General features: G+C 69.5%; 10 protein-coding genes and 1 riboswitch. All 10 genes read right to left on the reverse strand.

Annotation, left to right across the window (positions count from 1 at the left end; translation table 11 throughout):
- Positions 1-494 precede the first annotated feature (494 nt).
- Complete coding sequence (locus HMPREF2833_RS04865) at positions 495-4,382, reverse strand: DNA-directed RNA polymerase subunit beta' (protein ID WP_070636807.1); 3,888 nt, start codon at positions 4,380-4,382, stop codon at positions 495-497.
- Between the two features lie 65 nt (positions 4,383-4,447).
- Entirely contained in the window at positions 4,448-7,957 is a 3,510-nt protein-coding gene (gene rpoB / locus HMPREF2833_RS04870) for a DNA-directed RNA polymerase subunit beta (RefSeq protein ID WP_070636808.1), read from the reverse strand.
- A 227-nt stretch (positions 7,958-8,184) separates the two neighbouring features.
- Positions 8,185-8,928, reverse strand: coding sequence for an MBL fold metallo-hydrolase (locus tag HMPREF2833_RS04875; protein ID WP_019309655.1), 744 nt, complete (start codon positions 8,926-8,928; stop codon positions 8,185-8,187).
- A gap of 153 nt (positions 8,929-9,081) precedes the next feature.
- Entirely contained in the window at positions 9,082-10,227 is a 1,146-nt protein-coding gene (gene gcvT / locus HMPREF2833_RS04880) for a glycine cleavage system aminomethyltransferase GcvT (protein ID WP_019309656.1), read from the reverse strand.
- Positions 10,227-13,121: an aminomethyl-transferring glycine dehydrogenase gene (gcvP, locus tag HMPREF2833_RS04885; protein ID WP_019309657.1), complete on the reverse strand. Its 2,895-nt coding sequence runs from the start codon at positions 13,119-13,121 to the stop codon at positions 10,227-10,229. Before gcvP ends, gcvT begins: the two co-directional genes overlap by 1 nt.
- Before the next feature lie 160 nt (positions 13,122-13,281).
- A riboswitch (glycine riboswitch) is annotated at positions 13,282-13,399 on the reverse strand.
- Positions 13,400-13,588: 189 nt separating this feature from the next.
- On the reverse strand, positions 13,589-13,975 hold the full coding sequence (gene rplL / locus HMPREF2833_RS04890) for a 50S ribosomal protein L7/L12 (protein WP_019309658.1): 387 nt from the start codon (positions 13,973-13,975) through the stop codon (positions 13,589-13,591).
- Between the two features lie 125 nt (positions 13,976-14,100).
- Positions 14,101-14,634: a 50S ribosomal protein L10 gene (rplJ, locus tag HMPREF2833_RS04895; protein ID WP_019309659.1), complete on the reverse strand. Its 534-nt coding sequence runs from the start codon at positions 14,632-14,634 to the stop codon at positions 14,101-14,103.
- 415 nt (positions 14,635-15,049) lie between these two features.
- The gene (gene fdhD, locus HMPREF2833_RS04900) at positions 15,050-15,886 is read right to left on the reverse strand and encodes a formate dehydrogenase accessory sulfurtransferase FdhD (protein WP_019309660.1); all 837 of its coding nucleotides are present in this window, start codon (positions 15,884-15,886) and stop codon (positions 15,050-15,052) included.
- A 1-nt stretch (position 15,887) separates the two neighbouring features.
- On the reverse strand, positions 15,888-17,084 hold the full coding sequence (locus tag HMPREF2833_RS04905; protein ID WP_019309661.1) for a molybdenum cofactor biosynthesis protein MoaE: 1,197 nt from the start codon (positions 17,082-17,084) through the stop codon (positions 15,888-15,890).
- On the reverse strand, positions 17,081-17,578 hold the full coding sequence (gene moaC / locus HMPREF2833_RS04910) for a cyclic pyranopterin monophosphate synthase MoaC (RefSeq protein WP_019309662.1): 498 nt from the start codon (positions 17,576-17,578) through the stop codon (positions 17,081-17,083). Before moaC ends, HMPREF2833_RS04905 begins: the two co-directional genes overlap by 4 nt.
- Between the last annotated feature and the right edge of the window lie 64 nt (positions 17,579-17,642).

Here is a 17,642-nt window from a genome sequence, read left to right on the forward strand (position 1 = left end):
CTAGGTACAGGGTGCGTACCACAGGACAGGGTCCGATTTGCCATCTCATTGCAGAATGCCCGGAATCGAGCAATTCTGCCCCATCGTATCAGACCCGTCCGGTCCGCGGAACCGGAGAGGGACCGTCCTGGAAACTCCCGCGAGCCGTCGCGGCCTCACGTGCGGGCCACCCGCCGGACAGCAGCCCGTGCGGCCACCCTTCCACCACGCGCCGGCCCGGTCTGGACAACTGTTTTCGTTTGCCTTATGGGCTGGCAGTGGAAGCTTCGTGCGCGGTCAACTGCATGCGTTTGTTCTTTGATCTCGGCTCTCACCAATCTGCGCCCCTTCCCCCTGCGGCCGTCCGCGTCTGGACCAACGACAGGAGCCCGGACACGACGAAGCCCGGGTGGACCTCCCTCGTGCGGGAGACCCACCCGGGCCGGGTCGGAACTCAGTCGCTCTTCACCACGCAGTCACCGCGCCCGTGGCGCGGGACCGGCAGTGCGGGCGACTCAGTTGCCGAAGTCGTAGTCGTCCAGCGGGATGGCCTGGAACTCGGAGCCCAGTCCGCCGGCGTTCTCCTCGGCGTAGCTGAAGTCGGCGAACGCGGACGGGTCCGTGAACATCTGGGCCTTCGCCTCCTCGGTGGGCTCCACGTCCACGCTGTTGTACCGGTCCAGACCGGTACCCGCGGGGATGAGCTTGCCGATGATGACGTTCTCCTTGAGACCCAGCAGCGGGTCCGACTTGCCCTCCATGGCGGCCTGCGTGAGCACACGCGTGGTCTCCTGGAAGGACGCGGCGGACAGCCACGAGTCCGTGGCCAGCGAGGCCTTGGTGATGCCCATGAGCTCCGGACGACCGGCGGCGGGACGGTTGCCCTCGGCCACCGCACCGCGGTTGGCCTCGAGGAAGCGCACGTTGTCCACCAGCTCACCCGGCAGCAGCGCGGTGTCACCGGACTCGATGATGGTCACGCGACGCAGCATCTGCCGGACGATGACCTCCACGTGCTTGTCGTGGATGCCCACGCCCTGTGAGCGGTATACGCCCTGAACCTCGTCCACGAGGTGCTTCTGCGCCTCGCGGGGCCCGCGGATGCGCAGCACCTCCTTGGGATCCACCGCACCGGTGACGAGCTGCTGGCCGACGTCGACGTGCTCGCCGTCCGCCACGAGCAGCTTGGCACGGCGCAGTACCGGGTAGGCGAACTCCTCGTCGCCGTTGTCCGGGACCACCACGATCTTGAGGGACTTGTCGGTGTCCTCGATGCGGATCCGACCGGCCACCTCGGAGATCGGGGCCACGCCCTTGGGGGTGCGGGCCTCGAAGAGCTCCTGGATTCGGGGCAGACCCTGCGTGATGTCACCGTCCGAGGACGCCACACCACCGGTGTGGAAGGTGCGCATGGTCAGCTGGGTACCGGGCTCGCCGATGGACTGCGCGGCCACGATGCCCACGGCCTCGCCGATGTCCACCAGCTGGTTGGTGGCCAGCGACCGGCCGTAGCACGCGGCGCACACGCCCACGGCGGACTCGCACGTCAGGACCGAGCGCACGCGCACCTGGTCCACACCGGCGTTGTAGAGCTTCTCGATCATGGCGTCGGACATGTCCGCGCCGGCCTCGGCCAGCACCTCGCCGTTCTCGTCCGCCACGGCGCTGGCCAGCACGCGGCCGTGCACCGTGTTCTCCACGTCCTCGCCGAGCGTGCGCACGCCGGTGTCCGTGATGTCCGCCAGCGGCAACGTCAGACCGCGCACGGTCTGGCAGTCCGACTCGCGCACGATGACGTCCTGCGAGACGTCCACCAGACGACGGGTCAGGTAGCCCGAGTTGGCGGTACGCAGCGCGGTGTCCGCGAGACCCTTTCGGGCACCGTGGGTCGCGATGAAGTACTCCAGCACCGACAGGCCCTCACGGTAGGAGGACTTGATCGGACGGGGCATGATCTCGCCCTTGGGGTTGGCCACGAGGCCACGGATGCCGGCGATCTGGCGGACCTGCATCCAGTTGCCTCGAGCGCCCGAGGACACCATGCGGTTGATGGTGTTGGTGGGCTCCAGGTTGTCGCGCATGGCCTGCGCAACCTCGTCGGTGGCCTTGGACCAGATGTCGATGAGCTCCGAGCGGCGCTCGTCGTCGTCGATCAGACCCTTGTCGTACTGGCCCTGGATGCGCGCGGCCTGCGCCTCGTAGCCCTCCATGATGGCAGGCTTCTCCGGCGGGGTCGCGATGTCCGAGATGGCCACGGTGACGCCCGAGCGCGAGGCCCAGTGGAAGCCGGCGTCCTTGAGGTTGTCCAGCGTCTTGGCCACGCGGGTCATTGGGTAGCGCTCCGCGAGGTCGTTCACGAGCGCGGACAGGTGCTTCTTGTCCGCGACGTTCTCGTCCCAGGGGTAGTCCTCGGGCAGCGTCTCGTTGAACAGCACGCGCCCCAGGGTGGTCTCCACGACGGCGGGCTGACCCGGCTCCCAGCCCTCCGGGGCCTCCCAGCCCGCGTAGGGCACGAAGTCCTCGAGGCGGATCTTGCACTTGGCGTTGAGGTGCAGCTCGCCGGAGTCGTTGGCCATGATGGCCTCGGCCACGGAGGAGTAGCTGTTGCCCTCCCCCGCCCAGCCCTCACGCACGGTGGTGAGGTGGTACAGGCCGATGATCATGTCCTGCGAGGGCAGGGCGATCGGCTTGCCGTCCGAGGGCTTGAGGATGTTGTTCGAGGACAGCATCAGCACACGGGCCTCGGCCTGCGCCTCCGGGGACAGCGGCAGGTGAACCGCCATCTGGTCACCGTCGAAGTCCGCGTTGAACGCGCCGCACACGAGCGGGTGCAGCTGGATGGCCTTGCCCTCCACGAGCTGCGGCTCGAAAGCCTGGATGCCCAGACGGTGCAGGGTGGGCGCACGGTTCAGCAGCACCGGGTGCTCGGTGATGACCTCTTCCAGCACGTCCCACACCTGGGGACGGTAGCGCTCCACCATGCGCTTGGCGGACTTGATGTTCTGAGCGTGGTTCAGGTCCACCAGGCGCTTCATCACGAACGGCTTGAACAGCTCCAGCGCCATCTGCTTGGGCAGACCGCACTGGTGCAGCTTCAGCTGCGGACCCACCACGATCACGGAACGACCGGAGTAGTCCACGCGCTTGCCCAGCAGGTTCTGGCGGAAGCGTCCCTGCTTGCCCTTGAGCATGTCGGACAGGGACTTCAGGGCACGGTTGCCCGGACCCGTGACGGGACGGCCGCGGCGACCGTTGTCGAACAGCGAGTCCACGGCCTCCTGCAGCATGCGCTTCTCGTTGTTCACGATGATCTCGGGGGCACCGAGGTCCAGCAGACGCTTCAGGCGGTTGTTGCGGTTGATCACCCGACGGTAGAGGTCGTTGAGGTCGGAGGTCGCGAACCGGCCACCGTCCAGCTGCACCATGGGGCGCAGCTCCGGCGGGATCACCGGAACGGCGTCCAGGACCATGCCGAGCGGCGAGTTGTCCGTGGTGAGGAACGCGTTGACCACCTTGAGGCGCTTCAGGGCGCGGGTCTTGCGCTGGCCCTTGCCCGTGGCGATGGTCTCGCGCAGCGCCTCGGCCTCGGCCGCGAGGTCGAACGTCTCGAGGCGCTTCTTGATGGACTCAGCGCCCATGGAGCCCTCGAAGTACATGCCGTAGCGGTCCACCATCTGGCGGTACAGGGCCTCGTCGCCCTCGAGGTCGTTGACCTTGAGGTTCTTGAAGCGGTCCCAGACCTTCTCCAGGTAGTCGATCTCGCGGTCGGCGCGCTTGCGCACGTTCGCCATCTGGCGGTCGGCGGAGTCGCGCAGCTTGCGCTTCTCGGCGGCCTTGCCGCCCTCCTCCTCGACACGCGCGAGGTCGGTCTCGAGATCGCGGGCGATCGCGTTAATGTCCGCGTCCCGGGTGTCCTCGAGCTGCTTCTTCTCGCGGTCGATCGCGGCCTGCAGGTTGGGCAGGTCGTCGTGACGCGCCTGCTCGTCCACGGACGTGATCATGTACGCCGCGAAGTAGATGACCTTCTCGAGGTCCTTGGGCGCGAGGTCCAGCAGGTAGCCCAAGCGCGAGGGAACGCCCTTGAAGTACCAGATGTGGGTCACGGGAGCGGCGAGCTCGATGTGGCCCATGCGCTCACGACGCACCTTGGCACGCGTGACCTCCACGCCGCAGCGCTCGCAGATGATGCCCTTGTAGCGCACGCGCTTGTACTTGCCGCAGTAGCACTCCCAGTCCCGGGTGGGACCGAAGATCTTCTCGCAGAACAAGCCGTCCTTCTCGGGCTTGAGCGTGCGGTAGTTGATGGTTTCCGGCTTCTTGACCTCGCCGTAGGACCAGCCGCGGATCTGATCCGCGGTGGCCAGGCCGATCTGCATGAGACCCAGTGAAGAATCGTTGGACATAAGGTCCTGTCCCTCTTTCGTAAAATCCTGAAGTGTGACGAGCTGATCTGTGGATGAGCGGGGTCTCAGACCTCTTCGACCGAGCTGGGCTCGGAGTGGGAGAGGTCGATGCCGAGCTCGTCGGCAGCCCGGAAGCTGTCGTCCTCGGAATCACGCATTTCCACTGTGTTGCCGTCCGCGGAGAGAACCTCCACGTTCAGGCACAGGGACTGCATCTCCTTGATGAGCACCTTGAAGGACTCGGGCACACCCGGTTCGGGGATGTTCTCGCCCTTGACGATGGCCTCGTACACCTTCACGCGGCCGTGGACGTCGTCGGACTTCACGGTGAGCAGCTCCTGCAGGGTGTAGGCGGCGCCGTACGCCTCCAGCGCCCACACCTCCATCTCACCGAAGCGCTGACCGCCGAACTGCGCCTTACCGCCCAGCGGCTGCTGGGTGATCATGGAGTACGGACCGGTGGAGCGGGCGTGGATCTTGTCGTCCACCAGGTGGTGGAGCTTCAAGATGTACTGGTAGCCCACGGAGACCGGGTCCGGGAACGGCTGGCCGGAGCGGCCGTCGAACAGCCGGGCCTTGCCGGAGCGCCCGATCAGGCGCTGACCGTCCCGCGTGGGGTTGGTGTGGTCCAGCAGGTCGAAGATCTCGTCCTCGCGGGCGCCGTCGAACACCGGGGTGGCCACGTTGGTGGGTCCGGAGCTCTTGGGGAAGTTGCTGAGCCCCTTGAGCCACTCGGGGTCGCCCTCGATGTTCCAGCCCTGCTTGGCCAGCCAGCCGGTGTGGACCTCGAGCACCTGGCCCAGGTTCATGCGGCCGGGCACGCCCAGCGGGTTCAGGATGACGTCCACCGGGGTGCCGTCCTCCATGAACGGCATGTCCTCGACGGGCAGGATCTTGGAGATGACGCCCTTGTTGCCGTGGCGTCCGGCGAGCTTGTCGCCGTCCGTGATCTTGCGCTTCTGCGCCACGTAGACGCGCACCACCTGGTTGACGCCGGCGGGCAGGTCGTCGTCCTCGTCCTCGCGGTCGAAGACTCGCACGCCGATCACGGTGCCGGACTCGCCGTGGGGCACCTTGAGGGAGGTGTCGCGCACCTCGCGGGACTTCTCGCCGAAGATGGCGCGCAGCAGGCGCTCCTCGGGAGTCAGCTCGGTCTCGCCCTTGGGCGTGACCTTGCCCACGAGGATGTCGCCGGCCTGGACCTCGGCGCCGATGTGGATGATGCCGCGCTCGTCCAGAGCAGAGAGCACCTCCTCCGACACGTTCGGGATGTCACGCGTGATCTCCTCGGCACCGAGCTTGGTGTCGCGGGCGTCGATCTCGTGCTCCTCGATGTGGATGGACGTGAGGACGTCCTCGGAGACCATGCGCTGGGAGAGGATGATGGCGTCCTCGTAGTTGAGGCCCTCCCAGGACATGTACGCGATGAGCAGGTTCTTGCCCAGTGCGAGCTCACCGTGGTCCGTGGAGGGACCGTCGGCGATCACCGTGCGGGGCTCCACACGCTGGCCCTCGGACACGATCACGCGCTGGTTGTACGTGTTGCCCGGGTTGGAGCGCACGAACTTGTTGATCGGGTAGAGCTTGGTGGTGCCGTCGTCGTTGAGCACCGTGACGAGGTCCGCAGAGACCTCCTCGACGACACCCGGCTTGGTGGCCAGGACGGAGTCCCCGGCGTCCAGTGCGGCGTAGCGCTCCATGCCGGTGCCCACGAGGGGTGCCTCGGAGGTGAGCAGCGGCACGGCCTGACGCTGCATGTTGGCGCCCATGAGCGCGCGGTTGGCGTCGTCGTGCTCGAGGTACGGGATCAGGGCGGTGGCCACCGACACCATCTGGCGCGGGGAGACGTCCATGAACTCGATGTCGGTCGGGTCCACGAGCACGGCCTCGCCGGAGCCGTCGGAGGCACGGGCGAGGACGGCGTCCTCGGCGAAGTGGCCGTCGTCGGTCAGGGGCGCGTTGGCCTGCGCGATGGTGAGCCCGCGCTCGTCGTCCGCGGTGAGGTAGACGACGTCGTCGGTCACGGTGCCGTCCACGACCTTGCGGTAGGGCGTCTCGATGAACCCGAACGGGTTGATGCGCGCGTAGGTCGCGAGCGAGCCGATCAGACCGATGTTGGAGCCCTCAGGGGTCTCGATCGGGCACATGCGGCCGTAGTGCGAGGGGTGGACGTCACGGACCTCCATGCCCGCACGGTCGCGCGAGAGGCCGCCGGGGCCCAGCGCGGACAGGCGGCGCTTGTGGGTCAGACCCGCGAGCGGGTTGTTCTGGTCCATGAACTGGGACAGCTGGGAGGTTCCGAAGAACTCCTTGATCGCGGCCACCACGGGACGGATGTTGATCAGGGTCTGGGGCGTGATCGCCTCGACGTCCTGGGTGGTCATCCGTTCGCGCACCACGCGCTCCATGCGGGAGAGGCCGGTGCGGATCTGGTTCTCGATCAGCTCGCCCACGGCGCGGATGCGACGGTTGCCGAAGTGGTCGATGTCGTCCACGTCCACGTGGATCTCGCGGGCCTCGCCGTCACGGGTGCCGGGCATGGTGGAGCCGCCGTCGTGCAGGGTGACGAGGTAGCGGATCATGGCCACGATGTCGTCCAGGGACAGCACGGAGGCGTCCGGGTCCGAGAACGGCTTGTCCAGGCCCAGCTTGCGGTTGAGCTTGTAGCGGCCCACCTTGGCGAGGTCGTAGCGCTTGGGGTTGAAGTACATGTTGTCCAGCAGGGACTGCGCGGCGTCGACCGTGGGCGGCTCCCCCGGGCGCAGCTTGCGGTAGATGTCCAGCAGGGCGTCCTCGCGGGACTCCGTGGTGTCCTTCTCCAGGGTTGCGCGGATGGAGTCGAACTCGCCGAACTCCTCCAGGATCTTGGCCTCGCTCCAGCCCAGCGCCTTGAGCAGCACCGTGACGGACTGCTTGCGCTTGCGGTCCAGGCGGACGCCCACCTGGTCGCGCTTGTCGATCTCGAGCTCGAACCACGCACCGCGGGAGGGGATGATCTTGGCGGAGTAGATGTCCTTGTCGGACGTCCGGTCCTGGCCCTTCTCGAAGTAGGCACCCGGGGAGCGCACCAGCTGCGACACCACGACGCGCTCGGACCCGTTGATCACGAACGTGCCCTTCTCCGTCATCAGCGGGAAGTCGCCCATGAACACGGTCTGCTGCTTGATCTCGCCCGTGTTGTTGTTCATGAACTCGGCCTTGACGTACAGCGGCGCCGAGTAGGTGGCGTCGCGGTCCTTGCACTCGTCCATGGTGTACTTCGGGTCGTAGAACTCCGGCTCGGAGAACGAGAGGGACATGGTCCCCTGGAAGTCCTCGATCGGGGAGATCTCCTCGAAGATGTCCGAGAGCCCGGACGTGGTGGACACGCTGGTGTCACCGGTCTCCTGGGCCTCGACCACGCGGGCCTGCCAGCGCTCGTTGCCCACCAGGCGGTCGAAGCTGTCGGTCTGCAGCGCGAGCAGGTTGGGGACGTCCAGCGGTTCGTGGATCTTCGCGAAGGATATGCGACGCGGAATGTTGTCGCTCGTGGGGTGGTTGGCGGAGACGTTCGTATCGGTGCTCGAGGCGACCAAGATGTGATCCTTCCACAGACATGCAGTGAATACGCGAGGTTCCCGGGGAGAGAGAAAGGGGCCGGCGACGACGAGTGTCGCGGACCGCCCCTGCGGCGCCCACCGCTATATGAAGGCACGCATGTATAAGGGACAACGCAAAGTACTAGCTTAGGCGAACCACCGGGGCTTGTCCACACCCTTGCTGGACGAAACCCCGCCCGGGCCGTAAGATGCCCGGTCGGCGCTCAGGCGACGCCGTTCGCGCGCGCCTGCGACACCGCCCGGACCGCACCGAGGCGCCACGGATCTCCGTGACCGGGCAGCACCAGCCCCACCCCGGTGTCCGCGATCGCCGCGAGGGAAGCCAGGGCCATGTCCGCATCCGCGGTGGCCGCACCGGCCACGATGCGCGGCCCGGTCAGACCGGTGTAGGGGTCGAGGGTCACGAGGGCGTCCCCCGTGATCACGGCGTCGGCGTCCGGAAGGTGCAGCGCGCAGTGCCCCCAGGTGTGCCCCGCGGTGGCCACCACCCGGGGGCTTCCCGGGACGGGCACCGTCTGTCCCGCGGTGAGCTCCCGGGTGACGTCCACCCCGCGCACGGCGGCGGCCCCGCCCGCCAGCATGGATCCCAGGACGGGGACGGCACGGGGGTGGCGCAGCGGGTACACCGCCGTGGGACGTTCGTGGGCGTAGGAGTAGGGGTGCGCCGCGAGGTGGCGCTCCTTCTCGTGGGCGTAGACGGGGATCCCCAGGCGTCGCACGAGCTTGGCCGCGACCCCCACGTGGTCGAAGTGCGCGTGGGTCAGCACGAGAGCCCGGATGTCCTGCGGTGTCCGCCCGAGCTCGCGCACCGCCCACCCCAGCTCGTTCCACACCCGCGGCAGCCCCGCGTCCACGAGCGTCAGCCCGCGCGAGTCCTCCAGCAGGTAGCAGTTGACGTGGTGGTTCTGGATCATGTGGATCCCGGGGGCGACGTCTCGCAGGAACACGGTGTCTCCTTCTCCGCCCACCCCGCTCCCGCGCGGTGGGCCTGTCCCGGCCCGCACGGTGGTCGGGTCTCGTACGACGGAGCGGGCCTGCCAGGAGGCTACTCCCGACAGGCCCGCTCGTGGCACCACCCCTGGGGGTCGTGCGTGGTGCGCTCAGCCCCGCTTGTAGAACGGCATCGCGGTCTGCGCGACCTCGACGCCGCGGCCGCGGGCGTCCTGGACACTCACGTTCCCGGCGGCGATCTCGTCGAGCGCGTCCGTGGCCACGAGGGCCATGGCCACGGGCTTGCCGAGGGTGGGCGAGGGCAGGCCGCTCGTGACCTCACCGACGGTCCGCTCCCCCGCGAGCAACGTGTACCCGGCACGGATGGGCTTGCGCCCGAGACCCTCCAGCCCGATCAGGGTGCGCTCGGGAGCGTTCTGCAGCATGGCAGCCAGGGCGTCGTGGCCCACGGTGCGGGTCCCGGCCTCGTCCTTCTTGCGCAGGGCGACCTCCACGAGCTTGCCCAGTCCCGCCTCCACGGGCGTGATCTCGGTCGAGAGCTCGTGACCGTAGAGCGGCATGCCCGCCTCCAGGCGCAGGGAGTCCCGTGCCGCCAGTCCCGCGGGCTGCACGGGTGCGTCCTCGGTGCCGAGCTCCTCGGCGGTCGCGAGCAGGGCGTTCCACAGCGTCTCGGCATCGGCGTTCGCGCAGTACAGCTCGAAGCCGTCCTCACCGGTGTAGCCCGTGCGGGCGGCCAGCACGTCCACACCGCCGCAGCGGGCGACGGCGCACGCGTAGTACTTCAGGCCCGCCACCTCCTCGGCGGGGTTCAGTCCGGTGGCCCGGAGCACCTCGAGCGCCCGGGGTCCCTGCACAGCGATCAGGGACGTCTCAGGGCCCTGGTTCTGCACCGTGACGTCGAAGCCCTCGGCCCGCTGCTGCAGCGCCTCGACCACCGTGTCCTGGTTGCCGGCGTTCGGCACCACGAGGTAGCGGTCCTCGCCCAGGCGGTAGGTGATGAGGTCGTCCAGCACGCGGCCGTCCTCGTCCACGATCACCGAGTACTTGGCCCGGCCCACGCCGATGCCGGACAGCACACCCACGAGGGCGTGGTCCAGGAAAGCCCCGGCCTGCGGCCCGGTCACCTCCACCTCGCCCATGTGGGAGAGGTCGAAGATCCCGGCGCCACGGCGCACGGCATGGTGCTCGGCGGTGTCACTCGCGTAGCGCACGGGCATGGACCAGCCGCCGAAGTCGGTGAACCGGGCCTCCAGGCGCTCGTGGGCCGCGTGCAGTGCGGTCTGACGCTCGCTCATCACTTCTCCTCTCCGGACGCGGCGGCGTGCGCGGCGTCGAACGCTTCGATCGGCGGGCACTCGCACACCAGGTTCCTGTCACCGGCGGCGTTGTCGATGCGCCCCACGGGGGGCCAGTACTTCACGCGGCGCAGCCCGGACACGGGGTAGCCGGCCTGGCTGCGGGAGTAGGACCGGTCCCAGTCGTCCGCGGTGAGCACCTGGGCGGTGTGCGGCGCGTGGCGGATCACGGACTCCTCCAGGGAGACCTTCCCGTCCGCGATCTCCTGCATCTCCGCGTGGATGGTCCGCATGGCCTCGATGAAGCGGTCCAGCTCCTCGATCCCCTCGGACTCGGTGGGCTCCACCATGAGGGTGCCCGCCACGGGGAACGCGAGCGTGGGCGCGTGGAAGCCGAAGTCCACGAGCCGCTTGCACACGTCCTCGGCCGTGACGCCCGAGGCCTTGGTCATGGGGCGCAGGTCCAGGATGCACTCGTGGGCCACCAGCCCGCCGTCCCCCGTGTAGAGCGTGGGGAACACGTCCGAGAGCCGGCGGGAGATGTAGTTCGCACCCAGCACGGCCGTGCGGGAGGACTCGGTGAGCCCCTTCGCCCCGGTCATGGCGATGTACATCCACGTGATGGGCAGCACGCCTGCGGAACCGTGCGGTGCCTGGGCCACGGGGAAGCCCGCGCCGCGCTCGTCGAGGTCTGCCGTGGCCGGGTTGCCGGGCAGGTAGGGCACGAGGTGCTCGGCCACGGCCACGGGGCCCACGCCGGGCCCGCCGCCGCCGTGCGGGATGCAGAACGTCTTGTGCAGGTTCAGGTGGGAGACGTCTCCGCCGAAGCGGCCGGGACGTGCGAGGCCCATGAGCGCGTTCAGGTTGGCGCCGTCCACGTAGACCTGCCCGCCGGCGTCGTGCACCGCGGCGCAGACCTCGGTGATGTCGGTGTCGTACACGCCGTGGGTGGAGGGGTAGGTGACCATGATGCCGGCCAGCTCGTCCCCCACGGAGTCGATCTTCGCCCGGAGGTCGTCCTGGTCGATCGTGCCGTCCTGGGCGGTGGCCACCACCACGACCTTGAGGTCCGCGAGCACCGCGGACGCCGCGTTGGTGCCGTGGGCCGAGGAGGGGATCAGGATGGTCTTGCGCTGGTGCTCGCCGCGGTCCACCTGGTAGCGGCGGATGGCCAGCAGGCCGGCCAGCTCGCCCTGGGAACCCGCGTTCGGCTGGACGGAGACCGCGGCGTATCCGGTGATCTCCGCGAGCCAGCCCTGCAGCTGCTCGATGAGCTCGGTCCACCCGCGGGTCTGGTCCTCGGGGGCCAGGGGGTGGATGCTCGCGAACTCGGGCCACGAGATGGGCTCCATCTCTGCGGCCGCGTTGAGCTTCATGGTGCACGAGCCCAGCGGGATCATGGTGCGGTCCAGCGCGAGGTCCTTGTCCGACAGCTCGCGCAGCCAGCGCATGAGCGAGGTCTCCGAGCGGTGGGTGTGGAACACCGGGTGGGTCAGGTACTCGTCCGTGCGCAGCAGCGCCTCCGGCAGCTCGAACGCGGAGCCGCCCGGTTCGGACTCGCCCTCGGCGGCGCCGCACGCCTCGGTCACGGCGGTGAGGACCTCCACGACGTCCCGGTCGGTGTGCGGCTCGCCGAAGCTCACGCCCACGGTGTCGCCGTCCACGCGGCGCAGGTTGTACCCCCGGTCCGCGGCGGCGGCCACGACGGCGTCGGCCTGGCCGGGCACGGAGAAGGTCACCGTGTCGAAGAAGCGCTCGTGGGCCACCTCGATGCCACGGGCCCGCAGTCCTGCTGCAAGGTCCGCGGCCATGCCGTGCAGCCGCTCCGCCAGCGCGCGCAGCGCCACCGGACCGTGGTGCACCGCGTACGCCGCGGCCACGATGGCCAGCAGCGCCTGGGCGGTGCAGATGTTGGAGGTGGCCTTTTCGCGGCGGATGTGCTGCTCACGCGTCTGCAGCGCCAGGCGGTAGGCGGGAGCGCCGGAGGAGTCCGTGGACACACCCACGATGCGCCCGGGCAGGGAGCGCTCCGTGCCCTTGCGGGACGCCAGGAACGCCGCGTGGGGCCCGCCGAAGAACAGGGGCACGCCGAGGCGCTGGGCGGAGCCCACCGCGATGTCCGCGCCCATCTCCCCCGGACTGCGCAGCATGGTCAGGGCGAGCAGGTCAGTGCTCACGCTCACGAGCGCTCCGGCTTCGTGGGCGGCCTCGATCACGGCGGTGGGATCGGTGACGTCCCCGTCCGCGCCGATCTGCGCGACGACGACGCCGAAGAAGTCACCGTCCGAGATCGCCTGCGCGGCGGCGTCGGGATCGCCGAGGTCCGCGAGCACCAGCTCGATGCCCGCGGCGCGCGTGCGTCCGGTGAGCACGGCCAGCGTCTGCGGCAGGCTGCGGCTGTCCACGAGGACACGCATGCTCTTGGAACGGCGGTTGGCGCGGCGCATCATGAGCACTGCCTCGGCCACGGCGGAGGACTCGTCCAGCAGCGACGCGTTCGCGACCTCCAGACCGGTGAGGTCGATGACGGCGTTCTGGAAGGTCAGCAGCAGCTCCAGGCGGCCCTGGGAGATCTCCGGCTGGTACGGGGTGTAGGACGTGTAGAAGCCCGGGTTCTCCAGGATGTTGCGGCGGATCGCGGCGGGCGTCACGGTGTCGTGGTAGCCCTGGCCGATCATCTGGCGCATCACGGTGTTGCGGGAGGCGATCCGGCGCAGCGCGGACAGCGCCTCGGGCTCGTCAAGGGGCTCCGGCAGGTCGAGGGACTCGCGCATCCGGATGCTCTCCGGGACGGCGCGGTCGATCAGCTGGTCCAGACTCTCGGCGCCCACGGCGCCGAGCATGGTGGTGAGGTCATCGGCGTCGGGGCCGATGTGGCGTGACAGGAACGACATGCGAAAGTCTCCTGGGCTGCTCGTGGGCACGGCGTGCCCGATGAGTCCTCCCCGCTCTGTTCCATGACCTGAGAGATTTCGCCGGGGCCGCCCGCGGCGTGCCACCGACCTGCCCCGCCGGTGCTCCCCGTCCCGCAGGACCGTGAGCTCTTCAGAGTGGCCTGGTGCGGCGGTACGGGTGCCTGAGAGATTCCCGGGGAGGGTTTGCTCCTTCGGCGGTGGCGCGGTCCTGGACGGTTCCCCGCCCCTGACCCGCCACGCTCTCCCGCCGCACTGTGACGGCCGAATGGTCAGGAGACAGTTTCGCACATCACACCGACGACGTGAATGCCCCCGTCCGGGGGCGACGCACGTGGCCCGGGATGCGCAGAACCCCGCACCGTGCGGTGCGGGGTTCTGGGGTGAGCCGGTCGAGCGGCGTCAGAGCACGCTCGCTCGGGCTCGGCAGGCGCGCGAGGCGCCCCGGATCACTTGACGGTGACGGTGGCGCCGGCGCCCTCGAGGGCTTCCTTCGCCTTGTCAGCGGCTTCCTTGGTGGCGCCTTCGAGGACGGCCTTGGGGGCGCTGTCCACGAGGTCCTTGGCTTCCTTCAGGCCCAGGGAGGTCAGGCCGCGAACTTCCTTGATGACCTGGATCTTCTTGTCACCGGCGGACTCGAGGATGACGTCGAACTCGGTCTTCTCCTCCTCAGCGGCACCGGCGTCGCCGCCGGCGGGGGCCGCACCGGCCACGGCCACGGGGGCGGCAGCGGTGACGTCGAAGGTCTCCTCGAAGGCCTTCACGAAGTCGGACAGCTCGATGAGGGACAGTTCCTTGAAGGCCTCGATGAGCTCTTCGGTGGTCAGCTTAGCCATGGTGTTGGCTCCTTACTTGTACGTGGTGCCGGAGCGGGTGGCTCCGACGAGGTGTGCGTGGGAAGAACACGGGTCTGTGCGGGACGGGGCCCGACCACCCGGAACCTGGGGTTCCCCGAAGGGGATCAGGCAGCGCTCTCGCCCTGCTCGTCCAGCTTGGCGCGCAGCGCATCCGCGGTGCGCACGGTCTTGGACAGCGGGGCCTGGAACAGCGCGGCGGCCTTGGACATCGACGCCTTGGCGGCACCGGCGACCTTGGCCAGCAGAACCTCGCGGGACTCGAGGTCCGCAAGCTTCTTGATCTCGTTCTCGTCCATTGCGACGCCGTCCAGGTAACCGCCCTTGACGACCAGCTGGGGGTTGTCCTTGGCGAAGTCACGCAGGCTCTTGGCGGCCTCGACGGCGTCACCGGACACGAAGGCGATGGCCGAGGGGCCGGTGAGCTGGCCCTCGAACGCCTCGATGCCCGATTCACGCGCGGCAATGGCGGTGAGCGTGTTCTTCACCACGGCGTATTCGGCGTTCTCACCGAGTGCACGGCGCAGCGTCTTCAGCTGAGCCACGGTGAGCCCGCGGTACTCCGTCAGGACGGCAGCGTGCGAGTTGGAGAACAAGTCCTTCAACTCTGCAACCGCGGCAGCCTTTTCAGGATTCGCCATGGTGCTCCTTCCTTACATGTGGATGCCGGCTCCGTGTCCGCCGGAGGCTGACACGACAAAAGCCCCGCGCAGATGCCCGGGGCTCGACCATGCTCGGATGCGCACACGTGAGTGCGTGGTCCGATGAAGGATTCGTGCTGGTTCACCTGCGCTGGACGGTTCCCGTTGCCGAGAACCTCTTAGACCACGCACACCGAGGTGCACATGATGACCGGCGGTCTTTGGTGCCACCACCGTACCCCAGAGGGGTGGGCCCATGCAATTTCCCGCGGCCACCGCCCGCCCGGGGCGTGGCCGTGAGCGCGGGTGGGGTCGGGAGCGGCCCTTCCCCGGGGCGCGACGGCTGCGCCGCGTCGGCCGCCCAGCGGGGTGGTCGCCCAGCGAGGTGATCCGCGCGTCACGGCGGTCGCGCGGATCACCGTCCCGTGATGCGCTCCGGGAAGCTGTAGACGTTGCACCGGCCCCGGCGGTTGAACCCCACCACGGTGACACCGCGCTCCCGCCCCGAGCTGACGGCGAGCGCCGAGGGCGCGCTGACGGCGGAGAGCACGGGGATCCCGGCCATCGCCGCCTTGCCCACGAGCTCGAAGGACGCCCGGGCGGAGACCTGCAGCACCACCTCGTCCAGAGGAAGCAGCCCACGCTGCACGGCCCAGCCGACCACCTTGTCCACCGCGTTGTGGCGCCCCACGTCCTCCCGGACCACCAGCGGTTCGTCCCGCCCCACGGGGAAGAGGGCCGCGGCGTGGACTCCCCCGGTGGCATCGAAGATCCGCTGGTGCCCGCGCAGCTCGTCGGGCAGCGAGACGAGCCGCGCCGCGCTCACGAGGGGGCGGGGCGGGGCCACCGGGTGCGCACTCGGTTTCACCACGGAGTCCAGGGACGGCGTGCCGCACACCCCGCACGAGGAGCTCGTGAACACCTGGCGCCGCGCGCCGCGGTCCGGGCCCGGAGCACGGGGGGAGAGCCGCACATCCACCACGTTGTACGTGCGGTGCCCGTCCTGGTCCACCCCCGAGCGGTAGTCCATCTTGAGCACGTGGGAGATCTCCGTGATCACGGCCTCGCTCAGCAGCAGGCCGGTCACGAGCTCGAAGTCGTCCCCGGGAGTGCGCATGGTCACGGTGAACGGCTCACCGTCCAGGCGGATCTCCAGCGGCTCCTCCCCCGCGAGCCGGTCCGGCCCCGCGGCGAGCTCTCCGGTGGCGTCGAAGCTCCGCACACGGGCGGGGACGATTCTGCGCGCCACCATCTCAGGCGTCCAGCCCCACCCAGGTGTGCCGCCCGTCCTCGAAGCTCTCCCGCTTCCAGATGGGCACGCACTCCTTGATGCGGTCTACCAGCCGGGAGCACGCCGCGAAGGCCTCCGCACGGTGGGCCGCGGCCACCGCGACCTCCAGGGCGCTGTCCCCCACGGCGAGCGCCCCGATGCGGTGCTCGGCCCACAGCCGGACCCCCGGGTGGTCACGGGCGACCTCGCGCACCGTGTCCGTCATGACCTGCTGAGCCGCGGGGTGCGCGCTGTACTCGAGCCCCGTCACGCCGCTCCTGCCGCCGTCGTGGTCGCGGATCACCCCGCTGAAGCCGACCACCGCGCCGCAGCCGGGGTCGGCCACCTCGCGCCGTGCGAGGTCCCCGTCGAGCGGTTCCTCCGTGATCCGAGCCCGGAGCACGGGGTCTTCCGCCGCGGGCCCGCAGCGCGGGTCACCGCCCGGGGACGACGCCGCCGCGTCCGGGACCGCGGCCCGGGCGGCGTCGTGTGCCGGCCCCGGCCCGCAGGTGGCAGTGGTGCCGGCGACCACCCTGGCGTCCGCGTCGTCCGGGTGGGAGTCGTCCTCGGCCGCGGGGAGCACCTTGTCACCGGAGCGGGTCGCCGAGCGGTCCTCCCCGTGGCCGTGGACGTCCTCCAGCTGCGCGCTGATGTGGTCGATGAGGGGATCCAGCACCGCCATCCCGTCCTTGACCCCGCCGCGCGAGCCCGGGAGGTTCACCACGAACGTCCGCCCCACCTGACCGGCCACGCCGCGGCTCATCGCGGCGGTGGGAGTTTTCTGAAGACCCTGCGCCCACAGCGCGTGCACGATGCCCGGGGACTGACGTTCCAGCACCGCGGCAGTGGCCTCGGGAGTCACGTCGTCCGAGTTCAGCCCCGTTCCCCCAGAGGTGACCACGAACCGCGGCCCCTCCTCCGTGTGGGAGTGCGCAGTGAGACGCCGCAGTGCGGTAAGCACCTCCGGTCCGTCCGGAACCACGTGCACCCTGGTCCGCAGACCCCTGCCCTCGAGCCAGTCCCGCAGCACAGGTCCGCACAGGTCCTGCGCCGTTCCCGCGGCCGCGGAACTGGAGACGATCACGACCTCCGCCCGGCGTCCCACCAGGTGGAAGTCGCCGATCTCGTCCCGGTGGGCGGGACGCTGGGCGCCCACGTGCCGCTCGCCGTGTCCGCTCACGATGCGCTCCAGTCACCGCTCTTGCCGCCCGACTTGGCCAGCACCCGGGTGTCCTCGATGCTGGCGGCCTTGTCGACGGCCTTGACCATGTCGTACAGCGTGAGAGCCGCCACGCTCGCGGCGGTCAGCGCCTCCATCTCCACACCGGTGACACCGCGGGTGCGCACGGTGGCCTGCACGACCACCCTGTCCCGCTGCGGCTCGAGGTCCACGGTCACCTTGCTCAACGGCAACGGATGGCACAGGGGCACCAGCTCCGGCGTGCGCTTGGCCGCCATGATGCCCGCGATCCGAGCCACGGCCAGGGCGTCACCCTTGGGCAGGTCCCCGTTCGCGAGCAGCTCGACCACGTCCGGGCGCGTGACGAGCACGGCCTGGGCCGTGGCCTCCCGGGACGTCACGGCCTTCTCGCTGACATCCACCATGTGCGCCGTGCCGTCCTCGCGCACGTGCGTGAGACGCTGCGGCGTCCTGTCCTCGGGCTGATCGCTCACTGTTCTCCTTGTGGTCGTGCGCCGTGGGGCGCCGTGCGTGTCGTGTCGTGGTGCGCACCGGGCT

Source organism: Kocuria sp. HMSC066H03, from assembly GCF_001812045.1.
GTDB lineage: Bacteria > Actinomycetota > Actinomycetes > Actinomycetales > Micrococcaceae > Kocuria > Kocuria rhizophila.

Excerpts from the sequence above, each read along its gene's own strand:
- HMPREF2833_RS04865 (WP_070636807.1), bottom strand. The coding sequence starts at position 4,382 with ATGTCCAACGATTCTTCACTGGGTCTCATGCAGATCGGCCTGGCCACC.
- gcvT (WP_019309656.1), bottom strand. The coding sequence starts at position 10,227 with ATGAGCGAGCGTCAGACCGCACTGCACGCGGCCCACGAGCGCCTGGAG.
- gcvP (WP_019309657.1), bottom strand. The coding sequence starts at position 13,121 with ATGTCGTTCCTGTCACGCCACATCGGCCCCGACGCCGATGACCTCACC.
- rplL (WP_019309658.1), bottom strand. The coding sequence starts at position 13,975 with ATGGCTAAGCTGACCACCGAAGAGCTCATCGAGGCCTTCAAGGAACTG.
- rplJ (WP_019309659.1), bottom strand. The coding sequence starts at position 14,634 with ATGGCGAATCCTGAAAAGGCTGCCGCGGTTGCAGAGTTGAAGGACTTG.
- fdhD (WP_019309660.1), bottom strand. The coding sequence starts at position 15,886 with ATGGTGGCGCGCAGAATCGTCCCCGCCCGTGTGCGGAGCTTCGACGCC.